A 5,585-nucleotide genomic window follows, 5' to 3' on the forward strand; every position below is an offset into this window, starting at 1 on the left:
GGTGGTGATGCCCAGCCGCTGCTGCATCTCGCGGATCTCGAACTGCATGCTCTCGCGCAGCGCCTTGTCGAGCGCGCCGAGCGGCTCGTCGAGGAGCAGCACGCGCGGATTGACCACCAGCGCGCGGGCCAGGGCGACGCGCTGCTGCTGGCCGCCGGAAAGCTGCGAGGGGTACATGTCCTCGCGCCCGGAGAGATGCACCATGTCCAGCATGCGGCGCACCTCGGCCTCCTGCTCGGCCTTCGGCGCGCCGGCCATGCGCAGCCCGAAGGCCACGTTCTCGGCCACGGTGCGATGCGGGAAGAGGCTGTAATTCTGGAAGACCATGCCCAGGCCGCGCTTGTTCGGCGGCAGCCGGGTCATGTCCTGGCCGCCGATCTCGATCCGCCCGGCATCGGGGGTCTCGAAGCCCGCGACCATGCGCAGCGTGGTGGTCTTGCCGCAGCCCGACGGGCCCAGCAGCGAGACGAGCGCGCCGGGCGCAACCGCCAGATCGAGATCGCGCACGGCCTGCACGCCGGCGAATTCCTTGCGGATGCCGGTCAGGCTGAGGGCGGAGGACGTGTCGGACATCATGGCTCCGGTCGAGTCGAAATGGGGGCGCTCGGGCGCGCGTCTTCTAGATTTGTAGCGCTACAATGATTTGTAAAGGGCAAAATCGCGCAAATGCCGCAGGTCTTGCAGTTTTTGCTGCAGGGCCGCATTTTCCGCCGCAACCAGGAGGACCCATGCCCGAGGCCATCGATTCCCGTCAGCCGCGCAAGCTGACCATGCAGGATGTCGCGCGCGCGGCCGGGGTGTCTCCGATGACGGTGTCGAACTGCTTCCGCTATCCCGAGCGGGTGCAGGAGAAGACCCGCAGCCAGGTGCTGCGCGTGGCGGCCGAGCTGGGCTATGTGCCCAATCTCTCGGCGGGGCTGCTGGCGGCGGGCAGCAGCCGGGTGATCGGCGCGGTGCTGCCCTCGATGCGAAACTCCTCCTTCTACCGCTACACCGCCGGGCTGCGCGAGGGCGCTGCGGAGCGCGGCCATGCGGTGATCACGATGATCGCCGAGACCCCGGAGGAGGAGCTGGCCGCGGTGCAGACGCTTCTGGGGCTGCGGGTGGCGGGGCTGGCGCTGGTCGCCGGGCCGCATGCGCCCGAGCTGCGGCGGCTGGCCGGGCTCTCCTCGACCCCGGTGGTGGAAAGCTGGGCCGGGGAGGACGCGATCGGCCGCGGGGTGGGCTATGATGTCGGCGCGGCGAGCTCTGCGCTGACCCGCCACTTGATCGCCCAGGGGCGGCGCCGGATCGGCTTCGTCGATGTCGCGGGCGGCGGCGGGATGCGCTATTCGATGCGGCTTCCGGCCTTCCGGCAGGAGATGTTCGCCGCCGGGCTGCCGGACGACCTGGTGATGACGATCCGCGCGGCCGACGGGTTCGGGGCAGGGGCGCAGATCGTCGACGACTTCCTGGCGCGCGACCGCCGGATCGACGCGCTGCTCTGCCCGACCGACGTGGTCGCGGCCGGGGCGATCTTCGAGTGCAACCGCCGCGGGCTGGCCGTGCCGGTCGAGATCGCGGTGGCGGGCTGGGGCGATTACGATATCGGCCGCCAGATCACCCCGACCCTGACCACGGTGGCGCCCTTCTCCGATGCGATCGGCCGCGGCGCGATCGCGGTGCTTCTGGATGCGGAAGAGCGTGCCCGGGCGGCGCCCCTGCGCACCGGCTTCGAGATCCTGCCGCGCGAAAGCACCTGAGCCGTTCGGATCCGCCGGCTGCGGACAAAAAAACGGCGGCCATCCGCAAGCGGGGCCGCCGGGGTCTTCCGTGGCTCAGGGAGGAGGTAGAGCCGCGTGGAAAACAAGTATTTGAGATTGTCGTTTGGCTTCAATGCCAGCTTCGCCGCGCGGCAGCAACCTCCGGATCTGCAAAGCTGCCTTGTGCTGAGGTCATAGCGGAGCGGCTGGCGCCATTGGCCGGGACGGTCCGCGCCGCCGCTTGCCGGGGCTCCGGCCGCGCTGCCTCGCCGCGGCAGCGCCGAGGAAACCGGATGGGGTGGATGGCTCCCGCTCCCGGCGTCGCAATGCGCCATACTGCAGGTGTCAGAATCTGCGATTGAGAGGAGCCACTCCATGCAAGTTACCACTGTCGGCCTCGTGAAAAGCACCAGGTATTTCTGCCTTTCTAGTCAGAGAATTTGCCTCTGCCGCGCAGACCGGTGCTGTTTTCCCTACGAAAATCCATGCTGCTTTGATCGCCGCTCCTGGCGTGTCGATCGCTTCGCAGCCCCTCCCCTGTCAAACCCGAGGATGGCCCATGAGCGACCATTTAATCGTCGTGACGGGCGGCCCCGGTGCGGGCAAGACCAGCCTGATCACCGAGCTCTCCCGCCGCGGCTTTCATACGATCCCCGAATCCGGCCGCGCGGTCATTCGCGAGGAGATGCAGAGCGGCGGGGACGCCCTCCCGTGGGTGGACCGCATGGCCTATGCCGAACGGATGCTTGAGCGCGATCTCCGCGCCTACGAGGACGCTCAGGCACTCTCAGGCCCCGTGATCTTCGATCGAGGCATTCCCGACATCATGGGCTACCTGACGCTCTGCGGCCTCCCCATGCCGCCCCACGTCGCTGCAGCGGCCAAGGCAGCCCGCTACGACGCCCGCGTCTTCCTGGCGCCATATTGGGATGAGATCTTCACACAAGACAGCGAACGCAAGCAGACTCGCGCCGAAGCCGAAGCGACCTGTGCCGTCATGCGCGAGACCTACACCGCCCTCGGATATAAAATCACGGAACTGCCGCGTGCCGACATTGCAACACGCGCTGATTTTGTCTCTGCGCAACTAGCGCTCTGACCGAATTCTCCAGATGGACGGAGCACCTACTGAAGCGGACAAACCGCGCAACTCCCTCCCGCCTCCTACTACCTGAAGCTGACGGCCCAGACCTGCCGTCCAAACTGCATCAGCTTTCCCGCCGCGCAGCCCGTGGAACCGGACGTTCGCCGCGGTTGCGAAATCAGTCGGCCCTGACTGGACTTTCGAGCAGCTTCAGTAGCGCTGCATTGCAGCCTGTAAAAGAAGCGGTTCGCGGCACCTCCAGCGACTTGAGCGTCCAACTCCATCCGAATGTCCTGAAACACCTCTGGTTGATGTAAGTTATATACAATTTCCCCCATGCGAATTACCCTTTTGGTGGAGTTGGGAGTCGATCACATTCACTGCGGGGGACGTAATGTTTTGCAGCGTATTTGGTGTGAAAGGCTTGCATATTTGCGGTGCGACACCTCGGCAGACGCTCGCCTGGATCGGACTGGCCGCGATCATTGGCGCTTTGAACATATCTTGCTCCACTCCGGCAAGTGTGGACGGTGGTGGCCTTGATGTAGCCGAGTTTGAAGGCACGCTGGTCCCCGTGCGTGAGGCCGAGATCACGCCGATCGTCAACGGATGGCTGCGGAAGATCGATTTCGCCCCCGGCCAGTTCGTGGCGGAGGGCGACGTTCTTTTCGAATTCGCGAAACCCCCGGCCGAATACCGCCTTCAGCTTGCAACGGCGCAGCGCGATGTCGCGGCCGCGCAGCTGCTGGAAGCCATCGCCGACGTCAAACGGTCCGAGACGCTGAGGGAACGGGACGTGATCTCGGACGTCGAGCTGGAGAAGAACGAGGCGCTTCAGGCCATTGCGGCGGCGAATGTCGCGGCGGCCGAGGCGAATGTCGGCCTGGCCAGGCTGGGGGTGATGCAGATGACGCTGAAGGCGCCTTTCGACGGTGTCATGAGCGCGCCGCTGGTGCGCGAGAACGGCTGGCAGGACATCGGCAACGGCAATATCGCCATGGCCTTCATCACGCAGCTGGACCCGATCCAGGTCCGGGGCGAGGTACCCTATGACATCTACGCCGCCCGGCAGAAGCTGTTCGCGTTCGACGAGGCGCTGATCGACGGTCTCGTGTTCTCGATCGCGCTGCCGGACGGGACGCTTTACCCGCATGATGTAACGCTCGTGTCCGGCGGGCACGAGTTCGAGGAAGGGACCCAGACGATCACGGTCTGGACCGAGTATCCGAACACGGATCGCTTCCTGCGGCCGGGGTTGAGGGTGGCGGTGCAGTCCCGGCTGAAGGGCGGCTGAAGAGCTTCGCCGCAGCCTGCCGGGGAGCAATTGGGCCGCGCTGTCGGCCGCTAGAGGGGGAGACCCGACATGAACTTCAAATCTTGTGCCTCGGTCCTGGCGATGGGCGCGTTCACGGCCCTTGCCGTGCAGGCGAACGCCCAGGGCAATGCCTTGCCGTCGCTCCAGATGCAGGGAGTCGAGCAGATCGATATCCCGGTCGACATCGACGGCGCGACCGAACGGCTGGCGAAGGCGGTGCAGTTCCCGACGATCTCCAACCAGGATCGCAGCGATTTCGACACGCAGGTCTTCGACGATTACCACACCTACCTGGTGGAGAGCTATCCGCTGGTCCACCGGCACCTGAAGCGCGAGATCATGGGCGATCCGCGGCCCTACAGCCTGCTTTACACCTGGGAGGGCAAGGACCCGGACCTGCCGCCGGCGCTGTTCTATGCGCACCAGGACGTGGTGCCGGTGCCCGAAGAGTCGCTGGACCAATGGGACGAGGAGCCCTTTGCCGGCACGGTGTCCGACGGGTACATCTGGGGCCGGGGCGTGCTGGACGACAAGAACCAGATCCACGGGATCCTGGAAGCGGCCGAGATGCGGCTGGCCGAAGGCTGGCAGCCCGACCGGACGATGTATTTCGTCTTTGGCCAGGACGAGGAAGTCGGCGGCCCGGAAGGCGCGCGTTACGTAGCGGACGTGCTGGAAGACCGCGGCATCGAACGCTTCGCCTTCGTGATGGACGAATCCGCCCCGCTGATCCCCGGCGTCTTCCCGGGCATCCCGGACAACACCGCGCTGATCGGCATCGCGCAGAAGGGGTACCTCAGCCTGGAACTGGCGATGAACGGGGTCGGCGGCCATTCCTCGCAACCGCCCGAGGAGTCGAATATCGGTATCCTGGCCGAGGCCATCACCAAGCTGGAAGACGCGCAGTTCCCCTATCGGATCCACGAGGCGGTGCGGCACCAGTACCGCTACATGGGCCCCGAACTGGACGAGGACCGGCAACCGATGTTCGCGGCTGTGGCCTTCGGCAAGAACGGAGAGATGACCGACCTGGAGAAGGAGTTCATCGCCGAGATGGCCGAAAATCAGGTCACGCGCGCGATGCTGCACACCACGATCACGGTCACCATGTTCAACGCTGGCATCAAGGACAACGTGCTGCCGCCCTCGGCCACGGCCGTCGTCAACTTCCGCCCCATGCCCGGCGACACGCCCGAAGTGATCATCCAGCATATCAGGGAAGCGATCCAGGATGACCGGATCACGATCACAGACATCTCGGCCTCGACGCCCGCGACCAACGTCGCCGACCCGGACGGTCCGGGCTTCAAGGCGCTGGAAAAGACGGTGCGCCAGATCTGGGGCAACGACCTGCGGATTCCGGAGCATCCGGTCGCTCGTTCCAGCGACATCCGGTCAGCGGTTCCGACACATCCGGTCACCCCGGAAGACAGCCGCTGAGCTC

At 65.8% G+C, this 5,585-nt stretch carries 5 protein-coding genes; 4 read left to right on the top strand and 1 reads right to left on the bottom strand.

Features of this window, described 5'->3' with window-relative positions:
- Nucleotides 1-573, bottom strand: a 573-nt coding sequence (locus tag FGX59_RS35785; protein ID WP_138473334.1) for an ABC transporter ATP-binding protein, incomplete at its 3' end; no start/stop codon positions are given.
- Nucleotides 574-728: 155 nt separating this feature from the next.
- On the opposite strand from FGX59_RS35785, the gene FGX59_RS35790 reads away from it, so the two are divergent.
- The 4 genes from FGX59_RS35790 to FGX59_RS35805 all read left to right on the top strand — a co-directional run bounded on the left by FGX59_RS35790 (nt 729) and on the right by FGX59_RS35805 (nt 5,581).
- Nucleotides 729-1,742, top strand: a complete 1,014-nt coding sequence (locus tag FGX59_RS35790) for a LacI family DNA-binding transcriptional regulator (RefSeq protein ID WP_206078540.1) — start codon at nt 729-731, stop codon at nt 1,740-1,742.
- 559 nt (nt 1,743-2,301) lie between these two features.
- A complete protein-coding gene (locus FGX59_RS35795) occupies nt 2,302-2,841 on the top strand; it encodes an AAA family ATPase (protein WP_138473335.1) in 540 nt (179 codons plus the stop codon).
- A 379-nt stretch (nt 2,842-3,220) separates the two neighbouring features.
- On the top strand, nt 3,221-4,120 hold the full coding sequence (locus FGX59_RS35800) for an efflux RND transporter periplasmic adaptor subunit (protein WP_138473336.1): 900 nt from the start codon (nt 3,221-3,223) through the stop codon (nt 4,118-4,120).
- Between the two features lie 69 nt (nt 4,121-4,189).
- The gene (locus tag FGX59_RS35805; RefSeq protein WP_138473337.1) at nt 4,190-5,581 is read left to right on the top strand and encodes a M20/M25/M40 family metallo-hydrolase; all 1,392 of its coding nucleotides are present in this window, start codon (nt 4,190-4,192) and stop codon (nt 5,579-5,581) included.
- Nucleotides 5,582-5,585: the final 4 nt, after the last annotated feature.

The sequence above is a fragment of the Poseidonocella sp. HB161398 genome (genome assembly GCF_005870025.1).
In the GTDB taxonomy this organism is placed as follows: Bacteria; Pseudomonadota; Alphaproteobacteria; order Rhodobacterales; family Rhodobacteraceae; genus Mangrovicoccus.